The sequence below is a fragment of the Auritidibacter sp. NML130574 genome, assembly GCF_003185725.2.
Lineage (GTDB): Bacteria > Actinomycetota > Actinomycetes > Actinomycetales > Micrococcaceae > Auritidibacter > Auritidibacter ignavus.
In genome coordinates this window covers 1,767,412-1,794,133 of record NZ_CP031746.1, presented here as the reverse complement: position 1 = coordinate 1,794,133, position 26,722 = coordinate 1,767,412, and the positions used below count along the sequence as shown (strand labels likewise).

19 protein-coding genes and 1 riboswitch are annotated in these 26,722 nt (G+C 60.6%); of the genes, 14 read left to right on the top strand and 5 right to left on the bottom strand.

Translation table 11 applies throughout. From position 1 onward, the window contains the following. Positions 1 to 76 precede the first annotated feature (76 nt). From DCC27_RS08065 to DCC27_RS08050, 4 genes are all read left to right on the top strand, one after another. Entirely contained in the window at positions 77 to 736 is a 660-nt protein-coding gene (locus DCC27_RS08065; RefSeq protein WP_110110631.1) for a thymidine kinase, read from the top strand. 148 nt (positions 737 to 884) lie between these two features. Further along, positions 885 to 2,177 (top strand): adenylosuccinate synthase, encoded by a 1,293-nt coding sequence (locus tag DCC27_RS08060; protein WP_110110632.1) that lies wholly within the window; start codon positions 885 to 887, stop codon positions 2,175 to 2,177. Positions 2,178 to 2,211: 34 nt separating this feature from the next. Further along, positions 2,212 to 3,627 carry a threonine synthase gene (thrC, locus tag DCC27_RS08055; RefSeq protein WP_110110633.1) on the top strand — a complete coding sequence of 472 codons (1,416 nt, stop codon included), beginning with the start codon at positions 2,212 to 2,214 and terminating at the stop codon, positions 3,625 to 3,627. A gap of 15 nt (positions 3,628 to 3,642) precedes the next feature. After that, positions 3,643 to 4,443 carry a carbon-nitrogen hydrolase family protein gene (locus tag DCC27_RS08050; RefSeq protein WP_110110634.1) on the top strand — a complete coding sequence of 267 codons (801 nt, stop codon included), beginning with the start codon at positions 3,643 to 3,645 and terminating at the stop codon, positions 4,441 to 4,443. 890 nt (positions 4,444 to 5,333) lie between these two features. On the opposite strand, the gene DCC27_RS08045 is transcribed toward DCC27_RS08050, so the two are convergent. Then, positions 5,334 to 5,978, bottom strand: coding sequence for a MerR family transcriptional regulator (locus DCC27_RS08045; RefSeq protein ID WP_110101299.1), 645 nt, complete (start codon positions 5,976 to 5,978; stop codon positions 5,334 to 5,336). Positions 5,979 to 6,064: 86 nt separating this feature from the next. Between DCC27_RS08045 and DCC27_RS08040 the strand changes: the two genes are divergently transcribed. From DCC27_RS08040 to DCC27_RS08020, 5 genes are all read left to right on the top strand, one after another. Next, entirely contained in the window at positions 6,065 to 6,580 is a 516-nt protein-coding gene (locus DCC27_RS08040; RefSeq protein WP_146206436.1) for a DUF2306 domain-containing protein, read from the top strand. Positions 6,581 to 6,633: 53 nt separating this feature from the next. Then, entirely contained in the window at positions 6,634 to 7,167 is a 534-nt protein-coding gene (locus DCC27_RS08035) for an SRPBCC domain-containing protein (RefSeq protein ID WP_110101301.1), read from the top strand. Then, positions 7,160 to 7,690: a TetR/AcrR family transcriptional regulator gene (locus tag DCC27_RS08030; RefSeq protein WP_110101302.1), complete on the top strand. Its 531-nt coding sequence runs from the start codon at positions 7,160 to 7,162 to the stop codon at positions 7,688 to 7,690. The genes DCC27_RS08035 and DCC27_RS08030 overlap by 8 nt, the downstream gene beginning before the upstream one ends. A gap of 533 nt (positions 7,691 to 8,223) precedes the next feature. Next, on the top strand, positions 8,224 to 9,036 hold the full coding sequence (locus DCC27_RS08025; RefSeq protein WP_110110636.1) for a thiamine pyrophosphate-binding protein: 813 nt from the start codon (positions 8,224 to 8,226) through the stop codon (positions 9,034 to 9,036). 297 nt (positions 9,037 to 9,333) lie between these two features. Further along, positions 9,334 to 14,889, top strand: a complete 5,556-nt coding sequence (locus tag DCC27_RS08020; RefSeq protein WP_117328648.1) for a YPDG domain-containing protein — start codon at positions 9,334 to 9,336, stop codon at positions 14,887 to 14,889. Between the two features lie 185 nt (positions 14,890 to 15,074). On the opposite strand, the gene DCC27_RS08015 is transcribed toward DCC27_RS08020, so the two are convergent. Then, the gene (locus DCC27_RS08015; RefSeq protein ID WP_110110638.1) at positions 15,075 to 15,590 is read right to left on the bottom strand and encodes a CoA-binding protein; all 516 of its coding nucleotides are present in this window, start codon (positions 15,588 to 15,590) and stop codon (positions 15,075 to 15,077) included. Positions 15,591 to 15,608: 18 nt separating this feature from the next. Next, a complete protein-coding gene (locus DCC27_RS08010; protein ID WP_110110639.1) occupies positions 15,609 to 16,907 on the bottom strand; it encodes an O-acetylhomoserine aminocarboxypropyltransferase/cysteine synthase family protein in 1,299 nt (432 codons plus the stop codon). Between the two features lie 171 nt (positions 16,908 to 17,078). Here DCC27_RS08010 and DCC27_RS08005 point away from each other — a divergent pair, with 171 nt between their 5' ends. Next, entirely contained in the window at positions 17,079 to 17,807 is a 729-nt protein-coding gene (locus tag DCC27_RS08005) for a hypothetical protein (RefSeq protein ID WP_117328647.1), read from the top strand. Positions 17,808 to 17,954: 147 nt separating this feature from the next. Further along, the gene (locus DCC27_RS08000) at positions 17,955 to 19,949 is read left to right on the top strand and encodes a BCCT family transporter (protein ID WP_110101309.1); all 1,995 of its coding nucleotides are present in this window, start codon (positions 17,955 to 17,957) and stop codon (positions 19,947 to 19,949) included. Between the two features lie 93 nt (positions 19,950 to 20,042). Here the strand turns inward: DCC27_RS08000 and DCC27_RS07995 are convergent, their stop codons facing one another. Continuing rightward, positions 20,043 to 21,482 carry an MDR family MFS transporter gene (locus tag DCC27_RS07995; protein WP_110110641.1) on the bottom strand — a complete coding sequence of 480 codons (1,440 nt, stop codon included), beginning with the start codon at positions 21,480 to 21,482 and terminating at the stop codon, positions 20,043 to 20,045. Positions 21,483 to 21,495: 13 nt separating this feature from the next. Then, positions 21,496 to 22,242, bottom strand: coding sequence for a hypothetical protein (locus DCC27_RS07990; RefSeq protein ID WP_110110642.1), 747 nt, complete (start codon positions 22,240 to 22,242; stop codon positions 21,496 to 21,498). 159 nt (positions 22,243 to 22,401) lie between these two features. Here DCC27_RS07990 and DCC27_RS07985 point away from each other — a divergent pair, with 159 nt between their 5' ends. The 3 genes from DCC27_RS07985 to DCC27_RS07975 all read left to right on the top strand — a co-directional run bounded on the left by DCC27_RS07985 (position 22,402) and on the right by DCC27_RS07975 (position 26,715). Beyond that, positions 22,402 to 23,781 (top strand): NAD-dependent succinate-semialdehyde dehydrogenase, encoded by a 1,380-nt coding sequence (locus DCC27_RS07985; protein ID WP_110099134.1) that lies wholly within the window; start codon positions 22,402 to 22,404, stop codon positions 23,779 to 23,781. A gap of 89 nt (positions 23,782 to 23,870) precedes the next feature. Beyond that, positions 23,871 to 23,969, top strand: a riboswitch (SAM riboswitch). 11 nt (positions 23,970 to 23,980) lie between these two features. After that, entirely contained in the window at positions 23,981 to 25,330 is a 1,350-nt protein-coding gene (locus DCC27_RS07980; protein ID WP_233487987.1) for an acyl-CoA dehydrogenase family protein, read from the top strand. Beyond that, positions 25,330 to 26,715 carry an NtaA/DmoA family FMN-dependent monooxygenase gene (locus DCC27_RS07975; RefSeq protein WP_110101314.1) on the top strand — a complete coding sequence of 462 codons (1,386 nt, stop codon included), beginning with the start codon at positions 25,330 to 25,332 and terminating at the stop codon, positions 26,713 to 26,715. Before DCC27_RS07980 ends, DCC27_RS07975 begins: the two co-directional genes overlap by 1 nt. Positions 26,716 to 26,722: the final 7 nt, after the last annotated feature.

The following is a 26,722-nucleotide window of genomic DNA, read 5'->3' as shown; positions in this document are numbered from 1 at the left end:
GATCGCAATACTTTGATTCACGTTCAGGGGCAATCGCAATATCGGGATTGTTCCCGGGCGACTAGAGTAAAGCTCCGTGGCTCAACTGTATTTCCGCTATGGCGCAATGAACTCCGGCAAATCCACCGCGCTCTTGCAGGCAGCTTTTAACTATGAAGAACGTGGCATGCGCGTGCTGGTGACCAAACCTGCGGTGGACACCAAGGGCGCCGATCAGATTGTCTCGCGTCTGGGTGTGGTGCGCACGGTGGATTTCCTCGTATTGCAGGGAGCCTCGTTGCGGGAGAGCTTTGCGCAACGAGCCTCGGGTCGCGACCCGTATTCCTTGGTGCCTGATTTGGACGCGGCCAGCCAGCCGGTATCATGCTTGCTCATCGACGAAGCGCAGTTCCTGAGTGTCGAACAGGTCGAGGATGCGTTGCGGATCGCGGTGCTCGATGATGTACCCGTGTTGGCCTACGGGATCCGGACTGACTTTCAAACCCGATCGTTTCCGGGAGCGCGTCGACTGTTTGAATTGGCCCATAATATTGAGGAACTAAAGACCATCTGCCGATGCGGTCGTAAGGCTCTGTTTAATACCAGGAAACTTGGTGACCGATTTGTCTTTGACGGCGCTCAGGTGGCCATCGACGATGAAGATGGTTCCCAGCACACCAATGTCACGTATATCTCGCTGTGCGCTCGCTGTTATCTAAAAGAGCGGGAGCGCTCGGGGGTACCGGAGCTGTCATAAAGCCCTTGGGGTCCACACTCCGCCCGCGCTGGTGACCTTTCTCACCTGATAAACTAGGACGGTAGGGTTCTCAGGCCAAGGTTTCGGTCGGGAACGTTTTCTATGTTGAGGGCTCGTCCTGCGCGTCCTGATCAGGAGAGATGCAACTATGCCAGCAATCGCAATCGTCGGCGCCCAATGGGGAGACGAAGGCAAAGGCAAAGCAACCGATTTGCTCGGTGGAATTGTTGACTATGTGGTCAAGCCCAACGGTGGCAATAACGCTGGGCATACCGTGGTGGTTAACGGTGAGAAATTCGAACTCAAGCTACTGCCGGCCGGTATTCTCTCTCCGAATGCGACCCCGGTGATCGGCAACGGGGTGGTGATCAACCTCGAAGCGCTCTTTGAGGAAATCGACGGGCTTCAAGCACGTGGTCACGACTGCTCGCATCTGAAGGTCTCTGCCAACGCTCACCTGGTCGCCCCGTACCACCAGACCTTGGATAAAGTCACCGAGCGATTTTTAGGCAAACGCGCGATCGGCACCACCGGTCGGGGTATTGGGCCCACCTATCAAGACAAAGTTGCCCGGCTGGGCATCCGGGTCCAGGACCTCTACGATGAATCGATTCTGCGCCAGAAAATCGAAGGCGCACTGCGGCAGAAGAATGAGCTACTTGTCAAGCTGTATAATCGCCGGGCCTTTAGTGTTGATGAGATTGTGGAATACTTCGATCGGTTCGCCGAGCGACTGCGCCCGATGGTGGTGGACTCGGTGATCCTGCTCAACGAAGCACTGGACCATAACAAGGTCGTGCTCATGGAAGGTGGACAGGCCACCTTCCTCGACGTTGATCACGGGACCTACCCGTTTGTCACCAGCTCCAACCCCACCGCGGGAGGAGCTTCGGTGGGTGCTGGAATCGGGCCCACCCGGTTTACCCGCACGCTGGGCATTATTAAGGCCTACACCACCCGTGTGGGTGCCGGACCGTTCCCGACTGAGCTGGATGACGAGATGGGGGAGCGACTACGCACCAGTGGTGGCGAGTTTGGGGTGAACACCGGTCGTCCCCGCCGCACCGGCTGGTTCGATGCGGTCATGGCCAAGCACGCCTCGCTGATCAACGGGTTTACCGACTACTTCCTCACCAAGCTCGATGTGCTCACCGGCATTGACCAGATTCCGGTCTGTGTGGCCTACGAGGTCGACGGCGTTCGGCATGACTCGATGCCGATGACCCAGACGGACTTCCACCACGCGGTCCCCATTTACGAGTACTTCGAGGGCTGGCACGATGACATCTCTCAGGCACGGAGCATTTCTGATCTCCCCGCGGCTGCTCAGCGTTACGTGCACGCTCTCGAAGCGCTGTCGGGCACCAGGATCTCCGGTATCGGTGTGGGGCCGGGCCGCGACGAAGTGATTCAGGTCCGCGACCTGGTTTGGAACGACTAGCCACCATAACACGAAAGAGTTCTGCGAGGTCCCGATGCAGTATGTTTCCACTCGTGGCGGGATGGACCCCGCCAGCTTCTCCGACATTCTCTTGGAAGGCCTAGCCCCCGATGGTGGGCTGGTGATGCCCACTGAGATTCCGGTGATCGACCAGGTCACTATCGAATCCTGGCGTGAGCTGAGCTATCCGCAACTGGCACGAGAAGTCATCGGCCGGTACTGGACCGATATCCCCACTGAGGACCTCGAACAGATCGTCACCACCGCCTACGGTGACCAGTTCTGCAGTAACCACGTCGTCCCCCGGACTCAGATTGGGGACAACACGTGGCTCCTGGACCTCTCGCAAGGCCCCACACTGGCCTTCAAAGATATGGCGATGCAATTTCTGGGTGAGGCGATTCCATACGTACTGACCGAACGAGGTGAGACTCTCAACATCTTGGGGGCGACCTCCGGTGATACCGGCTCAGCTGCTGAGCACGCCTTTGCTGCCAAGCCGAATGTGGCGGTATTCATGCTCTCTCCTCAGGGGCGAATGTCGGCATTCCAACGTGCTCAGATGTATTCGCTGACCGATCAGAACATCCACAATATTGTGGTGGATGGAGTCTTTGATGATTGCCAGCACATGGTCAAACAACTCAACGGCGATCTCCCGTTTAAGCGTGCCAATACGCTCGGCACCGTCAACTCGATTAACCTAGGCCGGTTGGTCGCCCAGTGCGTGTACTACTTCTGGGGGTGGCTCCGCGCCAGCGATGAGCACCCCGGTAGCACCGAGCCGATTGACGTCACGGTTCCTTCAGGAAACTTCGGCAATATCTTCTCCGGGCAACTCGCCCGGCTCATGGGCCTGCCTATCCGTCGATTGGTGTTGGCCACCAACGAAAACGACGTGCTGAACGAATTCTTCCGCACCGGAGTCTATACCCCGCGTTCGGCTCAAGAGACCGTGGCCACCTCCTCACCGTCCATGGATATTTCGAAGGCCTCGAACCTGGAACGATTGATCTACCTAGTCCTGGGCTCCGATCCGATTAAACTCTCTGGCGCTTTCCAGGCGCTGGATGAAGTGGGAACACTCGATCTGTCCCGCTATCAACCCCGGTTTGCCGAAGAGTTCGGGATGGTCTCCGGTGCCTCCACGCACGCCGACCGGTTGACGGCCATCCGGCAGACCTGGGAGCACGCGCATGTGCTCATTGATCCGCACACCGCTGATGGCGTCACCATCGCCGAACAGTATCGGGATGACTCGGTGCCCATGCTGGTGTTAGAAACCGCCAAACCGGAAAAGTTTTCCGACACTGTCGTCGAAGCTATTGGTCAGGCACCGGAGTTGAGCGAGGACCTGCAGAACATGTTAGAACGCGAGCAACACATCATCGAGATCCGCGACAACGTTGATCAACTACGCGACTACATTGCAGAACACGCTGTGCGGTAGAAAGGTGGCAAGGCGATGGTCACAGTAGCGGTTGCACAATTTGGGCCAACAGCCGATGTCAATGACAACCTGAGTGTGATCAAACGGCTGATCACCGAAGCATCCCAACGCGGGGCCAGACTCGTGGTCCTGCCGGAAGAAGCGATGCTGGCCTACCGCCTGGTCGAAGGATCCCTGGCCGAAGCGGTTGCCACAGCCTGGCCCGTGTTTGTCGAGCACCTGTGCGGGCTAGCTCGGCAACACGGTGTGCATGTGGTGGCCGGAGGATTTGAGCCCTCCGCAGCCGGCAAGCCCTTTAATACTCTGCTGGTCGTCAACGACCAGGGTGAGCAGGTGGGCACCTATCGGAAACTGCATCTCTATGATGCCTTTAACAATCGTGAATCGGACGAGATCTCTGCCGGTGACCAAGGGGTGGTCACCGTCGATCTCGAAGGCATCACCTGGGGTTTGCAAACTTGTTACGACATCCGCTTCCCCGAGGTCGCTCGCGCGCTGACACTACGGGGCGCTCAGGCCATCATCACACCGGCAGCATGGTTTGCTGGCGAACACAAGAAAATGCACTGGCAGTCACTGTTGACCGTCAGAGCGATGGAGAACACTGTATGGATACTCGCCGCGGACACCGTTGGGACCGACACGATCGGCTATTCCAGTATCGTCGATCCCTTGGGCGTTGCAGTAGCGGAGCTCGGTGTTGAGCCGGAAGGCGTCGTGCTGGCGGAGGTGAGCACAGATCGGGTGGCGGAAGTGCGTTCGATAGTACCAGTCTTAGCCAACCGACGCACGGATGTGACCGATCTCAAGAATTAGCGAACGCCCATGTCACCAAGGTATTTAGGGTCACCTGAGTAGAATTAACAGGAAATTGTCAGCTTAAACCCTAGACTCGCCCTGTTCGTCACCTTAGACTCAAAAGTACCTCATCAAGGTGCGAGTGATGACATAAGCCCCCGTCCGATTATCACAGCGTTCCCCTCACGCTTCGGACGGGGGCTTGTTGCTGTCTTTTCTACACTCTTCAGGCGCGATTGACTTCGAAACGGCCCGGGACCTGTCGGTAGTGGTTCAGGGTTGGTGGGTTCGGTGGGGCGGGTGGGGTTTCCCGGTATCTTGGGGAAGTTAGGTGGCAGACAAGAGGTTACTTAACGGTAGTTTTTGGTGTTACTGTGGCCCTGGCATTGGGGTGTGTCCGGTTGCTGGGCGTTCCAGGAGATTCATCACATTGAGCACCTGCGTTGGGGGTTTGCTGTGCGTCGGCGCGGTGTTCTCTCGCGGGATGTGTGACTATTTCCGCGAAGAGAAAGAGACGTGAGAGAAATGTCTAAAGCATCGAAGAATGGTGTTGGCTGCTTTTGCGGCTTTTGCGTTGCTTGGTGGTGGTGTCGTGTGTGGCGTGGCCCGGGCGGATGTGGCATCTGCAGACCAAAATCAGCCCTCGGACACTAGCAATACGGGGGATGAGAGTCCATTACGCCTCGTTGAATAGATCCTTTCTGGAGCTTTTCTGACAAATTTGAATGGACTGTGCTTAAGCCCGGTGAGACTAAGACGCTCCCGAAGCTGAGGGGTTCGGTTCCAAAGGGCGTGTGGGGTGTGGTGCGGGCACGGGGGAGTGCATGGTGGGGATCATGGCATGGGAGTGTAGCGTGAACAACACTGATCTGCGGCGACAGTCCGTTCACGAGCACATGAATTCTGTGTCACCGGTCCGTGTGCTCACCGGCCCGCGCGATGCTGTGCGAGGTCTGGCCGAGCTGCAGGAGCGCGAGCACGAGGCGTGAGTACCGGTGGGTGCCGACGGCCACATGCATCGCCATCCGGTCCCGGGATCCGGAGACGTCGAGATCGGAGCCGGAGATCATGTCGACGGCTGCCCCGATGAGCTGCAGATACTCGTCGCTGACCTCCAATCCCAGCTCCGTCATCTCCGCCACCACCGAGGTGGCCGCTGCCCGGGCGGCGCTCGGCGCGTCCGGCCAGCCCTGGGCTTCCATGACCGAGGTGACCCGCGCCTCGGCGGCGGCCGTGCGCGCATCCGGTGCAGCCGGCGAGTCAGCGGAGAGCGGTGGCAGCCCGCCGCCGAGGATCTGGGCGGTCTGCATGACATCGAGCATGCTCGCCAGTGGGTCGTCGATGACGGCGGTGAGCGTGCCGATCTGCTCGATCGACAGGCCGACGAGCTGCCGGAGCGCGGCGATGAGCTCTAAGCGCTCGACGTGGGAGTCGTCGTAGACCGCGGTCGTCTGGTTCCGCTTGGCTCCAGGCGGCAGGAGGCCTGCGCGCAGGTAGTACTTGATCGAGGCTGTCGAGGTGCCGGTGGCCGCTGCCAGCGCGCTGAGCTTCACTTAGCTCTCCTTGGCGGTCGGATACTGAATCGGGGTGTGGCTATCCACGTTGCACACACTTGGACAACGTCACTATCTTACCGAGTATGGAGACCATCCCGCTCGCCGTTATCGTCCATGCCAGCGCGGCGTTCCTCGTCCTTATCATCGGCCCCGTCAACATCTTCCGGCCCCGCCGCGACGCCGTGCACCGGGTGCTCGGGCGCACCTGGGTGGGGCTCATGTACCTCACCTGCGGCTCCAGCTTCTTCTTCGGCCTCGAGGACGGCTTCACCTTCCTCCACGGGCTCTCGGTGTTCACGACGGTCACCGTCACCCTCGGGGTCTGGATGATCGTGAGCGGCAGTAGGCGCGGGCACATCGGCAACATGGTCGGCTCCTACATCGGCACCCTCATCGCCTTCGGCTTCGCGGCCTTCGTGCCCACCCGCCTCATCTGGACGACAGCGGTGACCAGCCCGGTCGCGCTCGCCGCCTTCGCCGGTGCGCTTGCGCTCATCGCAGGTGCGTGGTTCGCCGTTCTCAAGGCCCGCCTCGGCAGCGGTGGAGGGAAAGGCTCGCGAAAGGGCATTGCGGAGGGGCCTCGCCAACCAGTAGGCTAACAATGTTAGCCAGTAGTGGCTGACGCTCACCCGCACCGATCGGAGTCCCCGCCATGACCGTCGCCCGCATCATCGCCATCTGCCTGTCCATCCCCCTCATCCTGGTCGCCGGCATCTTCGCCTACAGCCGCCTCAACCCGGTCTCGATCATCGTCGTCACCGAACTCGACGCCTCACCTGATGAAGTGTGGACGGTGCTGGCCGACACTGAGCGCTACAGCGAATGGAATCCCTCGATTATCGAGAGCTCCGGCACCGTCGCCGCCGGTGAGAAGCTGCACAACACCGTCATCTTTGCAGACGGCACGATGACCTTCACCCCCACGATCCTGACCGCCGAACCCGGTCGCGAACTGACGTGGATCGGGCGGATGTGGGTCCCGGGCCTGGCTGATGGCGAGCACTCCTTCCGGCTCGAAGCGCTGCCCGGCGGCGGCACCCGGCTGACCCAGCAGGAGACCTTCACCGGTGTCGTCGTGCCGTTCATGACGTCGATGCGTACTGACCTCGAAGCCGACTTCGCCGAGGTCAATGAGGCGATCGGGCAGCGGGCCGCCGATCTGCGGCAGACTGGTGCCCATGACTGAGATCCCGATCAAGCTGCCGACGCGTAGCCCGCGCCAGACCGAGATCCTCGTCGCCGCACGCCGCCGCGTCGAAGCCGCGGGCTGGGAGGCGCTGAGCATGCGCATGCTGGCAACCGACCTCGGGATCCGCGCCCCGTCGCTGTACAAGCACCTGCCGAACAAGGAGGCGGTGCGCACCCAGCTGCTCATCGACGCCTTCGCCCGGATGGGGCAGGCATGCTGGCGGGTGATCGAGACTGAAGCCTCGATCGACTTACTGCTGCGCGCCTACCGCGCCACCGCTGCCGCGTCACCGGAGCTCTACCGGCTGGCGACGAGCGGGCCGCTCGACCGGGCTGCGCTGCCTGAGGGTTTGGAGGAGTGGTCCGGCCGGCCGTTCTTCGTCGTCACGGGAAACCTGGTGATCGGACAAGCACTGTGGGCGGCCACCCACGGGCTCACGATCCTCGAACTCGACGGGCGACTGCCGCCCGGCAGCGACGTCGATGCCGCCTGGGAGGAACTCGCCGAAGCGTTCAAGTGAGCGGATCTGATCGAGCGGATCTGACTGTTCGGATCAGCGCGCCGCCTGCGGTGCCGGCCGAGAGCCAGCAGGACTGCCAAAGCTTCGGCTGGGATGGTGACATCAAGACCGGTGCACTCGCGGAACAGCCGCAGCCGAGGTAGACGAGCACGGTATCGATGACGCGCTCACGCTCATCAGCGGCGAGGGTCGCCAGGCCAGCCTGGATCTCTGACCGCCGCTGGGGAACATCTCCGTCAGGTGCTCGTTGAGGAACGGCACCCACACCTCGCGCTCTGTCGCCCACGTCCCGGGTTCGGCGACCCGGTGCGTCAGCGGGCGCGGGTCAAAGGTAGGCGCGCTGTGCGTATGACGAGTACTCCTCGAGGGTCTTGAGCACCTCCTCGGCATAGGAGAGCAGGCGCGGTGCATCGGCCGCATCGGAGCAGCCGGACAGGCGCGCGTGAGGCGCGGCCGTGCACTCGACTGGCTGTGCCTCGGTAGGATCGCTGCAGGCCATCCGCTCACCGTTTCTGACGAGGAGAGAAGCCTGGATGGCCTCCGAACCATCCATGCCCGCAGGCCGTAGCGCCGGCCACCTCATGGTCGAACAGCTCGTGCGCGAAAGCGTCGAGCCCCTCTACAGCGTGTCCGGTGAGAGCTTCCTCGACATCCTCGACGGCCTCTACGACGCCCCGATCACCAACGTCGTCGCCCGCCACGCAGGTGGCTCGGGATTCATGGCCCTGGCCGAGGCGCGCCTGACCGGCAGGCCCGGCGTCGTCATGGTCACCCGCGGACCGGGTGTGGCGAACGCGATGATTGCCATCCACACCGCCTATCAGGACCAGACGTCGCTCGTGATGTTCGTCGGCCTTATCCCCATCCCCGACCGCAATCGGGAGTCCTTCCAGGAATTCGACCAGCATGCGTGGTTCGGCTCCACGGCGAAGAAGGTTCTCGTCCTCGACGACCCGGGCTCCGCCGGCGAACTCGTCTCCGATGCCATGCGCATGGCTGCCGGCGGACGGCCCGAACCGGTCGTCATCGGCGGTGACGGCTGGCAAGACGGCTGTGGAGCCGAGCTGGCCGCCTGGTGTGTAGCCCACGGGGTGTCGGTGACTTCCGACTTCCGCGTCTATGATGCGATCCCGGCCTCCAGCTCGGCCGCCATCCTCCCGGCTCTGACCGCCGAGGTGCCGGCCACCTCGGAAGCGGAAGCCCGCCGCACCCGACTGGAGCGGATGCGCAGCGAGCACGAGGCCTTCTCCACCGCCCGCGTCGACCGCGGGCTGGGCCGTCCACCTGCGGCGGTGACCGGTCCCGAGGTTCTTCGGAACCACACGAGACCGGCCACCGGTGTTTAAGACCCCACTTAGCGTTCAGGGGCAGCAATTCGGGTTCCAAGTGGCTGGCTTCTTGATCACGGTCTCAAGAGGTGCACATATGCCACTGATCTTCTGCAGGACTTGGGTTATTTGTTGTAACGAAAGATAACTAGATAGTTGTACGCCGTGGTATTCTGAGCGGTAGGTTACTCTATGGTCGGTGACAGCGGCCGCAGGGTCTATCATCACGATCACCTTCAGAAGGTTTTTCCGTGCGCGTGCACGGCGTTCTGTGGTGTGGTCACGTTTTTTCTCGACAGAAAGTGACTAGCCGTAATGACTGAGATTTCCAAAAACTCTGCGGGACAGTGGCCAGCTTGGCGGCGCGGTGCCATGGCTGCCTTTACCGCTTTTGCTTTGGTTGGTGGTGGCGTTGTCTGTGACGTGACCCAGGCCACCGTGGCGCGAGCTGATCAAGCGGACGCTCCTGCAACAGACGCTCCCGCAGCAGGAGAAGACGCAACCACCCCCGCTACCGGCGAAGACGTCAGTGACGCCATTGTCCCCAAGAAAGTGAACCCTGAGGGTGCGACAAATCGTTACCCGCGGGCGACGAATCCGCAGGGTACTCGTCCGGCTCCGGTCGCTAGTGAAGTCACTGGTCCGGTGGATGCGGATGCGATTGCTGCTGGTCGAGTTCGTACTTATGGTCAATTCGCTGACGTCACCAACCGTGGCTCGTTGGGGACCTTCTCAGGTCGTTTGTACTACAGCAATGGTGTGTCTTTCGACTCCAGTAACTCTGGTGCGGAGGCGTTGAATGATGTGACTCTGTACTTGCAGTGGATGGATAAGGACTCGCCTGCTAGCCCGGTGTTCACCGCGAAGACGCACAAATTGGCCGGTACCGACGGGGCTTTCGGTTTTGGTGATCTGAACTGGGTTGATGAGAACGGTACCTTGCACGTCTACGAGCCGATGAGCTTGATTAACGATGTGCGGATCAAGGTGTGGGTTGCTCCGGGCCAGACTAGTCCCGGTGGGGGTGAGTTGAAGGCTATCCGTCAGGGTCCGGGGATGATGAACGGTTTCATGAACCCCGGCCGTGATGGTCACTTCGGGTCGTTCACCACTGAACAGTTCTCAACCCAGCGTGGTTCGGTGTGGGTTTATGAGAAGCCTGCGGGTGCGGATCCTGCTAGCTACCTGACGACCCCGCGTGATCAGTGGAAGGTTGATAACGAAGGTCCGGTGCCCACGCCGTCCAACACCTCCGGTGTGGGTGGCAACGGCCCCAACATGGTTTCTGGCCGTGTTTGGTGGGAATCGGGCGAACCTGATCTTTTCGTTCCTTTCCCGACCCGCGCCGGTGAGAATCCTGCTCCCGGTACTCGGGTGGTGATGTCGGTGCTGACTGCGGAAGGTCGTTCGGCTATTCGTGGTTTGGGTAATCTGCCTACGGGTCAGCGGCTTCAGCAGCAGAAAGCGTTGTTGGAAGCGAATCCGCAGTATATTAAGCAAACTGTGGTTGCCCCGGTTGGGGACAATGGTCGGTACACGGTGCGTTTCGATCAGCCTATCCCGAATGCTGACGCGTTGTATGGTTTCGTGATTAATACCGACGATGAGATTGTGGCTGGTTACACGCCGTGGACTGTCCCGGCGTTTGGTGATCCGAATGATGGTACTCACACCGCGGCCTTCTGGCAGCCGGCTCGTGGCTCCCTGTACAACGTGTACTTCGCGCTGGTGCCTGACCCGAACCGTGCTGACATTTCGCTTGATCACGACACCGGTGCCAACACCGCCGGTGTTGGTGATGTGGTGACCCCGAGTGTCAATACCGTATTCTACCCCGGCCAGAATTACGCCATCCGCTGGGTTGATGAGAACGGTAACCAGGTCGGTAATGACTGCAAGATTACCTCGGCTGCTGAGGCTGCCAACTGCACCTTCACGGTACCCGAAAATGCTGAGCCTGGAACCGTTTACCAGGCGCGGTTGATCATCAACGGCAACATTATGGACTCGGCAGTTTTCCGCGTCACTGAATACGCAGAAACGCTGGACCCTGCTTATGAGAATGCTTCTGGTGCGCCGGGTGAGCAGGTAACTGTCCCGGCACCGACCTACAAGAACAACCAGGGCCAGGATGTTTCGGCCCCAGCTGGTACAAAATACGCCCTGCGGGACGACGCCCCCGAGGGGGCGACCATCGATGAGAACACCGGTGAGATCACCTACACGATTGCAGAGGATGCACGAAATGGGTCCTCGATCGATATCCCCGTCGTGGTGACTTACGCTGATGAGTCCGTTGACCACGTGACCGCCACGGTGAACGTGGTTGAGCCTGGTGTTGTGTCTTACCCGGATGTGACTGTGGGTGATGATGGGGATCGTCAGGTGTCTGTGGATCCGGTGATTACTGATGCTGAGGGTAACCCTGCTGAGAAGGGTGAGGGTGACCGGTTTGAGTTCGGTGAGTTGCCGGATGGATTCGTGAAGGATCCTTCTGATGAGTCGGGCAATACCATTATTTGGAATGGTGGCACTGAAGATCCTGCTGATGACATTACGGTGGTGATTGATCCGGAGACGGGTCAGATTACCGTGGATGCTGGTGAGGATGCTGATACCCAGGGCCCGGTTCAGGTTCCGGTCCGGGTTGTGGATCAGGATGGTAAGCCCACGTATGAGGGTTCGGTGACCATCGACGTTGATCCGAAGGCTCCGGCGCAGGCTGAAACCTTCGAGCCCGCATATGAGAACGCTTCTGGTGCGCCGGGTGAGCAGGTAACTGTCCCGGCTCCTTCGTTCACCGATGCTGAAGGTAAAGAGGCCGAGGCTCCGGAGGGGACCTCGTTCCAGGCTGGTGAGAACGCTCCTGAGGGTGTGACCATCGATGAGGACACTGGTGAGATCACTTTCACTGTTCCGGAGGGTGCTACCCCTGGTGAGACCATTGAGATCCCTGTGGTGGTGACCTACCCGGATGGTTCCACCGATGAGGTCACGGTGACCGTGACGGTGGATGAGCCGGAGGTTGTTGAGCCTGGTGTTGTGTCTTACCCGGATGTGACTGTGGGTGATGATGGGGATCGTCAGGTGTCTGTGGATCCGGTGATTACTGATGCTGAGGGTAACCCTGCTGAGAAGGGTGAGGGTGACCGGTTTGAGTTCGGTGAGTTGCCGGATGGATTCGTGAAGGATCCTTCTGATGAGTCGGGCAATACCATTATTTGGAATGGTGGCACTGAAGATCCTGCTGATGACATTACGGTGGTGATTGATCCGGAGACGGGTCAGATTACCGTGGATGCTGGTGAGGATGCTGATACCCAGGGCCCGGTTCAGGTTCCGGTCCGGGTTGTGGATCAGGATGGTAAGCCCACGTATGAGGGTTCGGTGACCATCGACGTTGATCCGAAGGCTCCGGCGCAGGCTGAAACCTTCGAGCCCGCATATGAGAACGCTTCTGGTGCGCCGGGTGAGCAGGTAACTGTCCCGGCTCCGTCGTTCACCGATGCTGAAGGTAAAGAGGCCGAGGCTCCGGAGGGCACCTCGTTCCAGGCTGGTGAGAACGCTCCCGAGGGTGTCAGTGTTGATGAGAACACTGGTGAGATCACTTTCACTGTTCCGGAGGGTGCTACCCCTGGTGAGACCATTGAGATTCCTGTGGTCGTGACCTACCCGGATGGTTCCACCGATGAGGTCACGGTGACCGTGACGGTGGATGAGCCGGACAACGGCGGTGGCCAGGAGGACACCCTGGCTGACATCACCACACCGACGTGGGAGAACGGTACCGTTGAGCCTGGTGGGTCGGTAGATATCCCGAATTCTGGTGACCAACTGCCGGAAGGCTCCAAGGTCGAGGCCACTGCCGATGCTGAAGGTTGGAAGGTGTCGGCCACCGATGATGGTACCCTCACCGTCACCGCACCCGAGGGAGCTGCTGACGGTGACAAGACCACTATCGAGGTGACCGCGACCTACCCGGATGGTTCGCAGGATGTTGAGAAGGTCACCGTGACCGTCAACGACCCCAATGGTGGTGGCGACGATGAGGAGGACGGTACCCAGGCTGATGACATCACTCCATCGTGGGTGAACAGCCAGGTTGCTCCCGGTGAGTCCGTTGAGGTTCCGAACACGGGCGAAGAGATTCCGGAAGGTTCCACCGTTGAAGCCAGCACTGATGCCGAAGGCTGGCAAGTTTCGGCCACCAACGACGGCACTCTGACCGTGACTGCACCGGAAGGTGCCTCGCACGGTGACAAGGCTGTGGTGACTGTCCAGGTCACCTACCCGGATGGTTCTGTTGACACCGAACAGGTCAGCGTCACTGTCGTTGACCCGGCTGTCGGTGATGACGATGACAACAACAACCAAGCTGCTGAGGTTCAGCCCAACTGGGATAACCAGGAAGTGGCGCCGGGCGAGTCGGTGACTGCGCCGAATAATGGTGATGCGTTGCCAGAAGGCTCTGAGGTCGAAGCGACTTCTTCCCAGGATGGCTGGAACGTGACCGTCGGCGATGATCACGGGATAACTGTCACTGCTCCGGAGAATGCCTCCACGGGTGATAAAACCACGATCACGGTAACTGTGACCTATCCGGACGGTTCCACTGACACCGAGACCTTCACCGTGACCGTCAATGACCCGAGTGGTGATAACGGTGGTGAAGAACCTGGCAGTGACCAAGCGAGCGAGGTAACTCCGAACTGGGACAACACCACTGCTCAACCAGGTCAGACTGTTGAGGTGCCGAATAACGGTGACGAACTGCCGGAAGGCTCTCAGGTCGAAGTTGCGTCCGATCAGGACGGTTGGACCGTTGAGGTTGGCGAGGACGGTAGCACTATCAAGGTGACTGCCCCAGAAGGTGCCACCTCGGGCGACAAGACCGAAATTACCGTGACCGTGACCTACCCGGATGGCTCCACTGACACCGAAACCTTCACCGTGACCGTGACCGAGCCATCTGATGGTGGTGAGGGACCTGGTGAGCAGGAGAAGCCGAACTGGGGTGACGCTGAGGGTGAGCCTGGTGAGCGGATCGTGATCCCGAATGAGGGTGGCGAGGTTCCTGAGGACACCACTGTTGAGGTGGAAGGCCCAGGACGTGCCTCGATCGACGAGGACGGCAACCTGGTTGTCGAAATCGATAAGGATGCGAAGCCTCGTGACACCATTGTGGTGGTCGTCAAGGACAAGGACGGCAACGTGATCGATGAGATCACCGTGACCGTGACCGAGCCATCTGATGGTGGTGAGGGACCTGGTGAGCAGGAGAAGCCGAACTGGGGTGACGCTGAGGGTGAGCCTGGTGAGCGGATCGTGATCCCGAATGAGGGTGGCGAGGTTCCTGAGGACACCACTGTTGAGGTGGAAGGCCCAGGACGTGCCTCGATCGACGAGGACGGCAACCTGGTTGTCGAAATCGATAAGGATGCGAAGCCTGGTGACACCATTGTGGTGGTCGTCAAGGACAAGGACGGCAACGTGATCGATGAGATCACCGTGACCGTGACCGAGCCATCTGATGATGGCGGTGCTGGTGACGGTGGCGACAAGCCTGGTGACGGTGGCGACAAGCCTGGTGACGGTTCCGGTAAGCCTGGTGATGGCGGCGCTGGTGACGGTTCCGGTAAGCCTGGTGATGGCGGCGCTGGTGACGGTGCTGGTGACGGTTCCGGCAAGCCTGGTGATGGCGGTTCTGGTGACGGTGCTGGCGATGGCGCTGGTTACGCCTCCGATGCGTCGAGTGACCACAGTGACAAGCTGGCTTCGACTGGTGCTGGCGTGCTGGGCGCGTTGGGTCTGGGTGGTCTGCTGGCTGCGGCCGGTGGCCTGTTGGCCCGTCGTCGCAAGTCTGAGGACTAAGACTCTGCGCTGCTACTAGTGGTGTAGTTACTGGCGGTGGCCGGTCCCGGGTTCTTCGGAACTACACGGGACCGGCCACTGGCGTTTTTAGGCGTCCACGACGGGCGTGACGGTGTGGCATAAACGATGAGGGGCTTTCACACGTGTGAAAGCCCCTCATTGTGGTCCCTTGCACGAATCTGGTTCTATCGATCTAATTCCTGGCGGCGCGAAGAGATGACCCCGGTGTTGAAACCAGCGAGGTTCAGCCCGCCGTGGAAGCGAGCGTGTTCAATTTTCACGCAACGGTCCATGACGATATTCATGCCATACGACTCGGCCAGGTGTGCCGCCTCTTCATTCCAGATACCCAGCTGGAGCCAGACGATCTTGGCCCCGACGTTGTGGGCATCTTCGACAACCGCGGGAGTGTCTTCGGGTTTTCGGAAGACGTCGACGATATCGGGTACGACGGGCAGTGCCTCGAGGCTCGGATACACCTTGTGGCCCAAGATTTTCCCACCCTTCTCCGCGAGAACCGGGTTGATGAAATACACATCGAAGGTGGTGGAACTAAGCAGGTAAGTCGCGACAAAGTTGGACGCACGGGAGGGCTTATCCGAGGCGCCCACGATGGCAATGGACTGGCTCTGGCGAAGCAGACTCAAACGTTCCGGAGCCGAGGGGCCGGTCCAGGTGCGGTTTGGCAATGCTGTGCTCATGATGGTCCTTTCCTAGAGCTAGTGGCTTGCACCGTCGGTGGCGGTGGTTAACGCTTGGTCAAGATCCCAGATAATGTCGTCGACGTCTTCAATCCCCACCGAAATACGGATCAAATCATCCGGAATACCGGCAGCAGCCAATTGTTCATCTGAGAGTTGCTGGTGCGTGGTCGAACCCGGGTGCAACACCAGTGTCTTAGCATCGCCAACATTGGCTAGATGGGATGCCAACTGAACGCTTTGGATGAAGGTATTTCCGGTGTCGCGACCTCCCTTCACCCCGAAGCTGAAGACCGAGCCGACCCCTTGTGGCAAGAGCTGTCTCCCCCGTTCGTAGTACGGGTTGTCGGGAAGCCCCGCATGGTTGACGTAGCTAATGCGCGAGTCCTCGTTCAGCCATTCGGCGACCTGTTGTGCATTAGCAATGTGCGCGTCCATGCGCTGTGGCAAGGTCTCAATCCCTACCATCAGTTGCTGGGCTGACTGCGGTGCCAGGGTAGGGCCAAAATCGCGCAGTTGCTCGTTGCGGACTTTGGTCAAGAACCCGTATTCGCCGAAGTTGCCCCACCAGCTCAGTCCGTTATAGGACTCCACGGGTTCGGTCATGGATGGGAAGTTGCCGTTATCCCAGGGGAAGGTGCCGTGCTCCACCACGACTCCTCCCAAGGTGGTGCCGTGGCCGCCCAAGAACTTTGTGGCGGAGTGGATGACAATATCGGCGCCGTGCTCGAACGGGCGAATCAGATAAGGAGTGGTCAGCGTGGAATCTACCACCAAAGGAACCCCGTGGTGATGGGCCACCTGCGCGAGACCGGACAAATCCACGATCGTCGATGAGGGGTTCGACACGATCTCGGTGTAGACCGCTTTCGTATTGGGCTGCATAGCCGCTTCAAAGTCGGTGGCCTCCGTGGGATCCACGAAGGTGGTCTCGATGCCGAAACGACGCAACGAGACGTCCAACTGGGTCACCGTGCCACCGTAGAGTCGCGATGAGGCCACAATGTGGTCCCCGGCCTGAGCCAGTGCGGCGAATACCACGAACTCTGCGGCCATCCCCGACGACGTCGCTACCCCGCCGATACCGCCTTCCAAGGAGGCCATCCGTTCTTCAAACGAGGCCACCGTGGGGTTGGCAATGCGTGAATAGATATTGCCGTATTTCTGCAGGGCAAACAGGTTCGCGGCATCCTCGGTGGATTCGAAGACGAATGAGGTGCTCTGATACACCGGGAGTGCACGCGATCCATGCACCGCATCGGGAACGGTTCCGGCGTGCAAAGCACGGGTGCGGAACCCAAATTGGCGTTCAGCCATCGTCGTCCTTCCATTTCAGGTCACTAGTGCAGATCACTGCATGAGGGGTCTATTTCTCTTCTTGTCTATTGTTCTCGCGCTTCGGGGAGAATGCGACCTTTATGACTCATGAGGTCACCTAGACTAGAGAGAGCTTGGCTGAGGCCAACCAGATCAGTGTGTGAGGACTTGATGAGTGAAATGCAATCGACGAGCGAGCGCAAGAACTTTTGGGTCACGGGCAAAGGCGTGCTCACCATTGCGCTGATCGCTATCGGCATCACGGCCATCATCATCTTCGGTGTGGTGCGTGCGGTCGGCCCCGATGCCGAGGGCGTGGGGCAAGAGGCCACCTATACCGGCGAAACCACGGATTCGATCTGTGGGCTCGGCGGTGTCGCGCGTGAAGGATCCATTGGTAGCACTCCCGACGCTGACTGGGAAAACCACCGCAATATTTTCTTCCCCGTCTCTGAGCAATACGGGCCTGGTCAGCGCAATGATGACGGGGTACCTAGTTGTTTTGAGCATTCACCACGGGGCATGATGTTTGCTGCCGTGTCATATACCGCCATGCTGACGAACCCGGACCGGTTCGATGACACCGCGCTCGCGATGCCACTGGGACCCGGCGTTGATACCGAACAGCACAGCTCACAGATGGTCGATGAGGTGCGAGATCGTTTCGCTGGCGAAGACTCCGCGATCGGTGGTTTTCGGCTGGTCCGCTACGACGGTGACGCTGGGCTGATTGAGGTCGCGGTCACCAGCTTTGACGGCACCCACACCACTCGAGCCTCGTTGTTGTTAGCGATGGAGTGGGTCGATGGTGATTGGAAAATCGTCGGTGACCTGGATGAGCAACCCGTTGAGATCAGAGACTTGCAGGACCACATTGGTTTCCAGCAATTTCGTGCCTAAGACCTCGTCGCACCCCGGCGGTGACGTCGCGAGTAGCCTCCTGTTCGCAAATTCAAGAAATATTCCTATAATAGATCATCTGTACCGGGCTGTCGTATTCCGGACGCGTCCTTGATTTCATCTGACGATCTAAGGAGTGACCATCGCATGTCGAATCATGATCCTTCAGACGAACCAGACGAGCCACCCACGGCTCAGTCCGCGGGGGCGACGACCACCGAGACATCCGGTGAGGGATCGGTGCTGACCGAAGAAACCGAAGCGGAAGAAATCGATAAGACCGCCTCCTTGCCCCAGTACATGTCGCTTGGCGAGCATGATTCTGATAGCCGCATCGTGGCCAAGCTGAGACGGCAGGGTGTGAAGATCGGCCGGGGCATGATTGCCCCGCACGTGTTCTGGCCATCGACTATCATCGTCATTGCCGTGGCACTGTGCGGTATCTTTTTGCCGGACGCGACCGGTGAAGTCCTGAACGCCATCCAGACCTGGATCGTCGATACCCTGGGCTGGTACTACGTACTGTGCATTATGGTCTTCATCGGCTTTGCCCTGTTTTTTGGGCTGTCGAAATACGGCAGACTAAAGCTCGGTTCCCCTGAAGACAAGCCCGACCACGGGTTGCTGTCCTGGTTCTGTATGCTCTTCGCCGCCGGCATGGGTATCGGGTTGGTTTTCTATGGCGTCGGTGAGCCGCTGACTTTTGCCACCGTGGAACCCAAACCCGGCTGGGAAGGCAGCGAAGCCGACATCGCCAAGCAAGCCATGGCCCAAACCTTCGTGCACTGGGGCATCCACCCCTGGGCGGTCTACGCCATCATTGGCCTAGCCGTGGCCTACACCATTCACCGGCGTGGGCGTCCGGTCTCGATCCGCTGGGTTTTTGAACCTCTGCTGGGGGAGCGTGTTAAAGGCATTCTGGGTGACGTGATCGACATCCTGGCGGTGTTCGGCACCATCTTCGGTGTGGCCACTTCACTGGGCCTCGGCGTGCAACAGATCGGGACCGGTCTGGAAAAGATCGGCATCGTCGAAACCGCTGATACTGTTCTGCTGGTCATCCTCATCGTGGTCATCACGTTCATCGCCACACTCTCTGTGGTCTCCGGTGTGGGACGCGGAATGAAGTGGCTGTCGAACTTCAACCTCAGTCTGGCCGGCGTGGTCCTGATCGCACTGTTGCTGATGGGACCGACCCTGTTCATCTTCCAGAACCTCGTGGAATCGCTGGGCGTCTACCTGGCCACCTTCTTCGAAATGTCGCTGGACGTGGCCACCTATACCGGGGAAGACGGATCCGCATGGGCCTCGTCCTGGACCCTGTTCTACTGGGGCTGGTGGGTGTCTTGGGCACCCTTCGTCGGTATCTTCATCGCCCGAATCTCCCGCGGTCGCACCGTGCGCCAGTTCATTGCTGGTGTGCTCCTGGTGCCGCCGCTGGTCGGTTTCCTCTGGTTCGGCGTGCTGGGCGGCACCGGGATTTTCCGCCAGCTTTTTGGGGCCGGTGACCTGGTCGAAGACGGCGAAGTCAGCCCCGAAGGGGTGCTCTTCGACGTGCTCGGCGACCTGCCTTTGGGGATGTTGTTCTCCATTGTGGGGATCCTGTTGGTCACCATCTTCTTCGTGACCTCTTCAGACTCCGGATCCCTGGTGATGGACATGCTCTCCTCGGGCGGCCACCCCAACCCGCCGATCTGGTCGCGCGTGTTGTTCTCCACCGCTGCCGGTGCGCTGGCTATCGGTCTGATGCTGGCCGGCGGATTAGAATCTTTGCAAGCCGCCGCGTTGGCCACCGCGTTGCCGTTCTCTGTGGTGTTGTTGTTTATGTGCTGGTCTTTGGTGCGTTGTCTGCGCGCCGACTACGCCCGCGTGGAACGTAGCAAGCTGGATGACCGCTACCATGAGTTCGCCAGCAGAATGGCTGACGACTACGAGTGGGACTTCCCCGAACAGCTCACCAGCCACATTGACGACTGGATCGATTACCGGCTGGAGGCCACCCGCGGGATCTTCAACCAGAAGAGCAGAGACCCCGCCTCGCCACCGCCAGGCACACGTCCGTCCCGGTTCAACATGCCCGGAATTGGGCTACGCCGGCACGAAAAGAGCCGGGACGACAAGAACCGGGACGACCGCGAGTAGTCGCGAGCGCGACTCGTCCGGCGCGGTAGGTGTTGCACTCCACCACGGCCCGGGTTCTGATGGGCATTCTGCCCTTAGAACCCGGGCCGGTTGCTAGGATTGCGGTTTCGGTGTCCGTACAAACGGCACCAGCACCACGGTGACCACCGATAGCACCGCTCCGTACAGCAGCGCGTTGTGAATACCGGTCATCTCAGCCGTTGCAAGATCCTGGCCCAAGCGCACCCCGAGGGTGGTGGCCAGTGTCATGACCGTGATGTACAGTGAGGTGCCACCGGCAGCGGCGACCTGTTGCAGTGAATTGATCACCGCCGAGCCGTGAGAATACAGCCGTGGTGTCAGCGAGTTCAGCGCTGAGGTAAACAGTGGCCCCATCAGGGCCGCTAGCCCGATCGACATCACCACGTGGGTGGCGATCAAGCTACCGAGCCCGGTGTCGGCATCGAAGGTGGTCATCAGCCACATCGCCACCGAAACCACCACGGCGCCGGGGATTAACAGCACCCGGGCACCGACAGCGTCATAGGCCCGGCCCACCAGCCATCCCAAACCGGCCATCACCAGGCCCCCCGGGAGCATGGCCAGCCCGGTGTCCTGGGCGGAGAAGTGCAGAATGTCCTGCATGTAGATCGGCAGAATCACGATCACGCCGAACAGCCCCACCATGGCAATCAACACGCATATGGTGGACAGCGTGAAAGTGCGGACGGTGAATACCCGCAGATTCAACAGCGCGATATCCCGCAAGGAGATCTGTCGTAGTGTGAAGACCCCCAACGCCACCCCGCCGATGACCAGTGGCACCCAGGGCGACAGGACCGCATGTCCGGTGGCAGCTTCACCGATAGAACTCAGTCCATAAATCACGCCGGCAAAACCGATCGCTGACAACACCACCGAAAAAACATCCAGCGGCACCTTGCGGGTCTCGGTCACGTTACGCAACCGCCACAGCCCCAACAGCACCACCAACACTCCGATCGGCAGAATGATCAAAAACATCCACCGCCAGCTCAACGCATGCAGGATCAGACCGCCGGCGGTCGGCCCGACCGCCGGAGCGACCGCGATGATGATCGACACCACTCCCATGGTGCGCCCGCGTAAGTGCAACGGCACTACGTTGAGCACCGTGGTCATCAACAACGGCAACATGATCGCGGTGCCCGCGGCCTGGATGACGCGACCGGTGACGAGTAGTCCGAAGACCGGTGCCGTCGCGGCCACCAGCGTGCCGAGGACGAAGAACCCGGTGGAGATGACAAACACCACCCGGATCGGCAACCGGGTCAGTAGCCAGCCGGTGGTGGGGATGACCACGGCCATGGTGAGCATGAACGCGGTGGTGAGCCACTGGACGGTGGCCGGGGTGACCTGAAATTCGTCCATCAGCACCGGCAAGGCCACCGACATGATGGTCTCGTTGAGGATCATCACGAACGAGCCCAGCGCCAACATGGCCAGCACCCCCACAGCGCCCGGTGGTAAGGATGCTCCTGGGGTCTGGGCGGTTTCGGAGTGCTGTGATGACATGGTGGCCGTACTCCTAACGCGTCGCGGTGTAGATCTCGTCAATGCGCTCGCGGGCCGACTCGGCCCAGGCATCGAATGCTATCCCGTCCTGAGGATCGGTGGCTGAAGGATACACCGACCGGTACCGAAGCCAGGTGCCACCGGTTTCCAGCTCAGCGGTCCGGGCCGTAAGGAAATCCGAGACGACCACCTCTCGGATGGAAACCTCACCGGCCTCGGCGGAGATGATGTCGTCCTCGATCTCGGTCATCTCCTCATTCACACAGTCGGTCTCTCGAGCTTCTTCGAGCTGGACCCGTTCACGGCGATCCGCATCGGTGCTGAACTCGACCAGATCGAGTTCTTCGACCGAGGCCGTCTCATCAAGCTGAGTCTCGCCGTCAACCTGGGCATAGACTGCAGGATCCGTTGAGTCCATGGCAACCTCGAGCTGTGAGAGTGTTGCCTGCTGACACTGGTCTGGGTCCGACACCTCCCGGAGTGAATCGACCACGAGCCACCGGTCGCCCCAGATTTCTTCGCCGGTATAGACCATCGCCTCCTGCAGGGTCTCATCGACCTGGTTCGCCAGGGCAATCGATTCCTCGCGGGGTTCCGGTGCTTGATCGGAGGGAATCGCTGTGGCGGGATCTTGGGCCTGCCCGGATCCCGGGTCGTCCTCGCCACCACAACCGGTCAACCCCAGGGCGCTGAGGCTGACCAGGGTGGCGAGCGCCACCGAGCGGTACCGCGCGGGGAGTGCGGGCGTGGAGAAAAGCATCGGGAATCATCCTGTCAATAGACGTCGTGCCGGGGAGATTCTTCTAGGCTACTCACTGCGGGGGCCTTTCGCCTGTCTCTGGTCCCGGCCGCGGTTTCGTGGTTTTCGACCCCCCCCCAAGTATTGTGATCTCCCACACTCGCGCCGTAGGTTAGGGGTATGACGACTTATGCAGTGACTAACCCCGCCACCGGCGCTGTTGAAAAGACCTACCCCACCGCAACCGACGAACAAATTACCGAAGCAGTTAACCTGGCTGCCGAGACTTTCACAAGTTATGCGAACACCAGCTTTGAGCAACGCGCCCAGTGGATGCACCGCGTTGCCGATCTCTACGAAGAGCGTCTCGACCAGCTATGCTCGATCATCACCCGGGAGATGGGTAAACCGGTCCGCCAAGCCGAGTTTGAAGTCAAAATTTCGGTCTCGATCTACCGCTACTACGCCGATCACGCCGCGGAGTTCCTCGCCGATGAAGAACTCCCAGTTGCTCGCGGTGGTCAGGCGAAAGTGCAATACGACCCGGTGGGTGTGCTGTTGGGCATCATGCCCTGGAATTTCCCTTACTACCAGGTCGCCCGTTTTGCTGGGCCGAACCTGATGGCCGGAAATACCATCGTGCTTAAGCACGCCCCGCAGTGTCCGGAATCGGCCGAAGTGATGGAGCAGATCTTCCACGAGGCCGGATTCCCCGCGGGCGCCTACGTCAATATTTACGCCTCCAACGAGCAGATCGCCGAGCGAGTTATTCCCGACCCGCGGGTCCAGGGTGTGTCTCTGACCGGCTCTGACCGGGCGGGGGCAGCGGTGGCCGAGACCGCCGGTAAACACCTGAAAAAAGTGGTGCTTGAGCTGGGTGGTAACGACCCCTTCATCGTGCTTGACCGCGACATCGTGCCCCAGGCCGTCGAGCTGGCTGCCACCTCGCGGTTTGGTAACGCCGGCCAGGCCTGCAACGCGGCTAAACGCCTCATTGTGCTCGAGGAGTTCTACGACGACTTTGTGGAACAACTGAAAACCGCCGTGGAACAAGTCCGGTTGGGCGACCCCACCCAACCGGAGACGGCCATGGGACCGATGTCTTCCCAGCAAGCGTTGGAGAATCTCGACGCTCAGGTCCGCGACGCCATCGACCACGGTGCGACCGCACACGTGGGAGGGGCGCCCGAAGACCGCGAGGGGGCCTGGTACCCGGCCACTCTGCTCACCGGGCTCACCCCCGAGATGCGGGCCTATTCCGAAGAGCTCTTTGGCCCGGTGGCCATGGTCTACTCGGTGGCAAGTGAAGAAGAAGCCATCAAGCTCGCCAACGACACGCCCTACGGTTTGACCGCTACCGTCCACTCCTCCGACCCGGCGCGCGCGGCTGAGGTGGGAAATCAGATCCACACCGGCCAAGTGTTCATCAATGAAACCTCCACCACCGCCGCAGAGTTGCCCTTCGGCGGTGTCAAGCGCTCCGGTTTCGGGCGTGAGCTGGGACCGTACGGCATCAAAGAGTTCGTCAACGTCCGGTTGGTGAAATACAGCAAGAACTAACCCTGCACCAGTCCTGGCAGGGCGAGTAGTTCACGTCACATTTCTCAATGACCTGTGATGTGACATGGTCACTGACTACAGTGAGGCCCAGACCATCCAGAGTGGCTGAGAGAGCTGGCTCGATGACGCCACAGCAACCAGGGGTGCCGTTCAGGCCACCCAGGTGCTAATGCCAGTTCCGATGGAAAGGACCTTCGCTGTGTCGCCTTCTGCCCGGACATTTCACGACGACGTCGCAATCTCGGCCACCCCCGTGGCCCCGCATGTTCCGACCGTCTCGGACTATCACAGCCTGAAAGACTATTTCGCCCCACTGTTTGACTCGATCGCTGTTGGTGCTAGCCAGCGGGAACAGCAACGCATTTTGCCCTTCGCCGAGATCCGCGAGCTCAACCAGGCCGGCTTCAGTGTGTTGCGGGTCCCCACCGCATACGGCGGCCCCGGGGTGAGCATCGAAACCTTTACGCGGTTGCTGATTGATCTAGCCACCGCCGATGCGAATATCGCCCACCAATACCGCTCCCACGCCGGATTCACCGAATCCCTGTACTTTCTGCCTGAACCGCAACGAGCAGCGTGGTTTCAGCGACTGCTGTCCGGGGTCACCGTCGGGAACGCCTCCACCGAAATCGGCGGGAACACCCTGGGCACGCTCAACACCTCGCTCTCGTTGCACCCCGACGGTAGCGGGATCCTGAACGGCACGAAGTACTACGCCACCGGGTCGGCTTTCGCCAGTCATACCCGGGTGTCGGCCACCCTCTACAATCCCGACGGATCTGCCCAAGAAGGTCGCGGATTCGCGGTGGTCGGGGTCAATGATCCCGGGGTGGAGCTCCTCGATGACTGGGACGGGTTCGGTCAACGCCTGACCTCCACCGGTACCGCACGATTCACCGACATCACTGTTCCGGCCACCCACGTCTTACCACGTGTCCCTGGTTCGCCCGAGGCCCACCATGAAGCGACCTTCTTCCAGTTGGTGTTACTGGCCGTCTCCGCCGGCATCGGGGCTGCTGCAGTTCACGACGCCACTTCTGGGGTCCGGCACCGCAAACGTACCTTCAACACCGGTCTGGGCGTGCCCTACCGTGACGATCCGCTCATCCTCGAAACCGTCGGGCGCCTCGGTGCCGGGGCTTTCACCGCCCGCGCCACCGTGATCGAAGCCGCCAGGTCTCTAGACAGCGCCCTGGAGGCGTTGGCCGCGAGAAGCCAGATGCACAACGCCCATGCCGAGGTCCCCGAGGAATTTATCACCGCCCAGATTGCCGTGGCCAATGCGCACGTCACGGTCCCCGAGATCGTGATCAAGACCTGTTCCGATCTGTTCCTGACCGGTGGCGCCTCGAACACATTGCGCTCTAAGAACCTCGACCGGCACTGGCGCAACGCCCAAACCGTGGCCACTCATAACCCCATCGTCTTCCGTGCCCGGGCGATCGGGGACTGGCTGGTCAATGGCACCGCCCCCGAAGGGCTCAACGCCATCGGTGATGCCCCCACCGGCAACTCCTCGCAGACGCAGACACCCCAGGAGCACGCGTGATGAAACCCCTGCTATTCAACGCTTTCGAGATGATGGTCCCGGTCCACCAATCCCCGGGCCTGTGGCGCCACCCCGAGTCCCGGATCGTGGCCTTTGACACCCTGGAGTACTGGACGCAACTGGCCGAAACCCTGGAACGAGGCCGATTCTCCGCCCTATTTTTGGCCGACGTGCTCGGTGTCTATGACGTCTACGGGGCATCGGCCGAGACCTCCTATCGCGGTGGCCTGCAGTACCCGTTGCTGGACCCGCTGTCGGCAGTCTCGGCCATGGCCGACCACACCCGTCACCTTGGTTTCGGGGTGACCGCCTCGGTCTCCTATGAGCACCCGTTCCTGCTGGCCCGCCGACTGAGCTCCCTGGACCACCTCACCGCAGGACGTTTGGCCTGGAATATCGTCACCTCCTACCAGGACTCCTCGGCCAAAAACATGGGACTCGCCCAGCAGATCCCGCACGATCAACGCTATGATCGCGCCGATGAATACATGGAGGTGATGTACCGGCTGTTTGAATCCTCCGTCGAGCCCGGCGCAGTGGTCAACGACGCTCACGCCGGCGTGGTCGTCGACCCGCAGAAAATCCACCCGGCCGAGCACCGGGGCGAATTCTTCACGGTTCCCGGCCCGGCCTTGACCCACCCCGGACCGCAACGCACCCCGTTGTTGTTCCAAGCTGGCGCCTCCCCGCGAGGCAGAGCACTCGCCCTCGATCACGCCGAAGCCGTCTTCCTCATCGGTGCCACCCCCGAATTGGTCCGCCACTGGGTCGATGAGCTACGTGACGGACTCCGGGCCCGGGGTCGTGACCGCAACGCGGTGAAGATTTTCGCCATGGCCACCGTGGTCACCGGCGCTACCGATGCGGACGCCATCGCCCGCTGGGAGTCCTATCGGGACTACGTCGATACCGAAGGGGCCTTGGCACTCTTCGGGGGCTGGACCGGTGTGGACCTGGCTCAGGCAGACCCCGACGACACGCTGGAATACGTCACCACCGAGGCCAACCGTTCCGCCCTGGAGGCGATGACCACCCTGGCCGAAGCCACCGGTGGCAGTGCCTATACGGTCAAGGACCTCGCCGAATTCGTCGCCCTGGGCGGGCGTGGCCCGGTGTTAGTCGGATCCGCTGAAACCATTTCCGACCAGCTAGAGCGCTGGGCCACGGTGGCTGACATCGACGGGTTCAATATCTCCGGTGCGGTGCGACCGGCAGATCTGGAGCGCTTCGCCACCTACGTCTCCCCGGTGCTAGCTCAGCGAGGACAGCTAGCCTCCCCGGCGCCCGAGGACACCCCGCGCACCCTACGCGAACAGTTCTTCAACGCCGGTCCGCACACCGCCGCCGATCACCGAGCCACCAGCTACCGGCACTCCGTGCGCTAGTGAAGGG

Coding starts and splice junctions, on each gene's coding strand:
- DCC27_RS08060 (WP_110110632.1), top strand. CDS start 885: ATGCCAGCAATCGCAATCGTCGGCGCCCAATGGGGAGACGAAGGCAAA.
- thrC (WP_110110633.1), top strand. CDS start 2,212: ATGCAGTATGTTTCCACTCGTGGCGGGATGGACCCCGCCAGCTTCTCC.
- DCC27_RS08050 (WP_110110634.1), top strand. CDS start 3,643: ATGGTCACAGTAGCGGTTGCACAATTTGGGCCAACAGCCGATGTCAAT.
- DCC27_RS08040 (WP_146206436.1), top strand. CDS start 6,065: ATGGAGACCATCCCGCTCGCCGTTATCGTCCATGCCAGCGCGGCGTTC.
- DCC27_RS08035 (WP_110101301.1), top strand. CDS start 6,634: ATGACCGTCGCCCGCATCATCGCCATCTGCCTGTCCATCCCCCTCATC.
- DCC27_RS08030 (WP_110101302.1), top strand. CDS start 7,160: ATGACTGAGATCCCGATCAAGCTGCCGACGCGTAGCCCGCGCCAGACC.
- DCC27_RS08025 (WP_110110636.1), top strand. CDS start 8,224: ATGGCCTCCGAACCATCCATGCCCGCAGGCCGTAGCGCCGGCCACCTC.
- DCC27_RS08020 (WP_117328648.1), top strand. CDS start 9,334: ATGACTGAGATTTCCAAAAACTCTGCGGGACAGTGGCCAGCTTGGCGG.
- DCC27_RS08015 (WP_110110638.1), bottom strand. CDS start 15,590: ATGAGCACAGCATTGCCAAACCGCACCTGGACCGGCCCCTCGGCTCCG.
- DCC27_RS08010 (WP_110110639.1), bottom strand. CDS start 16,907: ATGGCTGAACGCCAATTTGGGTTCCGCACCCGTGCTTTGCACGCCGGA.
- DCC27_RS08005 (WP_117328647.1), top strand. CDS start 17,079: ATGAGTGAAATGCAATCGACGAGCGAGCGCAAGAACTTTTGGGTCACG.
- DCC27_RS08000 (WP_110101309.1), top strand. CDS start 17,955: ATGTCGAATCATGATCCTTCAGACGAACCAGACGAGCCACCCACGGCT.
- DCC27_RS07995 (WP_110110641.1), bottom strand. CDS start 21,482: ATGTCATCACAGCACTCCGAAACCGCCCAGACCCCAGGAGCATCCTTA.
- DCC27_RS07990 (WP_110110642.1), bottom strand. CDS start 22,242: ATGCTTTTCTCCACGCCCGCACTCCCCGCGCGGTACCGCTCGGTGGCG.
- DCC27_RS07985 (WP_110099134.1), top strand. CDS start 22,402: ATGACGACTTATGCAGTGACTAACCCCGCCACCGGCGCTGTTGAAAAG.
- DCC27_RS07975 (WP_110101314.1), top strand. CDS start 25,330: ATGAAACCCCTGCTATTCAACGCTTTCGAGATGATGGTCCCGGTCCAC.